This window comes from Brachyspira pilosicoli (assembly GCF_019402445.1).
Classification (GTDB): Bacteria; Spirochaetota; Brachyspiria; order Brachyspirales; family Brachyspiraceae; genus Brachyspira; species Brachyspira pilosicoli_B.
Genome location: NZ_SRZM01000278.1, coordinates 1 through 1,513, shown reverse-complemented (window position 1 = coordinate 1,513; position 1,513 = coordinate 1). Strand labels below are relative to the sequence as shown.

The 1,513-nt window shown below is 22.2% G+C and carries 2 protein-coding genes; both read right to left on the bottom strand.

Features of this window, described 5'->3' with window-relative positions; translation table 11 throughout:
- Positions 1-532: carboxymuconolactone decarboxylase family protein (locus E6A48_RS09080; protein WP_219709906.1), on the bottom strand; the 532-nt coding region annotated here is incomplete at its 3' end.
- A gap of 13 nt (positions 533-545) precedes the next feature.
- The coding region (locus E6A48_RS09075) for a PD-(D/E)XK nuclease family protein (protein ID WP_219709905.1) at positions 546-1,513 on the bottom strand (968 nt) is incomplete at its 5' end.

Here is a 1,513-nt window from a genome sequence, read left to right as displayed (position 1 = left end):
TAACCTGTGCTGCTGTTGAAGCCAATATCAATATAGCCCTTTCAGAATATTCTGCTTTTACATCGTTTATTAATTCTTCTGATATTATCACAGGAGTTTTTGTTATAGCAGATATATATTTTAATGCTATTTTCTCTTTTTTTGATAAAGAAAGACAATTATCTATATCTTTATTTTGTAATGCTTTAATTTCTTCATCTGTTACATTTTCTTTATCATATTCAAAACTATTCATGTCTATACAAAAAGGACAAGATACATCTATAGATATTTGTATTCTTATAAGTTTTAATAATCTTCTAGGCACTTCTTTGTCATCATGCGTAATTAAAGATTCCATTATACCAGAACTAATAGCTGTTTTTGGATTCCAAGCTAAAACTTTTGCAAGCAGTAAATCTTTTTTTACTTTTTTGCTTGCTATCCATATTGGAAATCTTAAAAAAAATGGTATCCTTTTAGGAGGATTAATATATGCTTTATCTTGAGATTCAAAATAATTGTTTTTATCTTTAATATTAAATTTAAACATTTTATATTTCCTTTTATCCTAAAAATATTAAATCTATATTTATTTGTGTATTAATATTAAATGTTTTTTTTACAATATCTCTATATATTTCAAGCTGTTTTGTATATTTATCTTCTTTTTCTTTAGAGTATTTTGTAGTTTTATAATCCAAAATAAAATATTCTTCGTTTGTATTTTTTGTAATTATATCTATTTTAGCATTGATAATTTGAGTTCTATTTTCAACTAATTTTCTATTTTGAAACTTATGCTCTCTTGAAACAATTACTTCTTCTGAGTTTATAATATTTACTATATGTTTATTATTTATAAAGTTTGTAAAATATTTATCTAGCCTTTTTCTTAAATCTTTTGCATCATAATGTTTATTTTGTTTTATAGTATCATTTTTTATTTTTTCTATATAATTATCTTTGTGTAATTTGTATTCATCAAAATCAAAATGTTCAAGCAAATCATGCATTAAAATACCCATATCCATTGCTTCTATTGTTTCAAGATTATCAAGGTCAAAACTTTTATCATCATCTAATGAAATAGAAATATTTTTATTTAATAATCTGCTAATAACACTTTTATCAAAATCTGCTTCAGGTAGCTCTGAAGGATTAATATATTTTATTTTTTGAGTTTTCTCTTCTATAGTACTATTTATATTTATAGAATCTATTTTTTTATTTATTTTTTCTAAATTGTTAATATATAATTCATTTAAATCATAATTAGTATTTTTTGATATACCATAAGAATAATAATCTATAAACTCATTAGTATTATCATCAATATGAACTAAATCATCTGTTTTATTATTTATAGACTCTTCTATATTAAAATGATGATAAGCCTCTATGTAGTTTCTATACGATTTAGGGTCATCAAATCTTTTATATCTATCCTCACCAGATATTATCAATCTTTCTTTTGCTCTTGTTAAAGCAACATATAATAGCCTTTTTTTTTCAGATTTATCTGCTAAAGAAT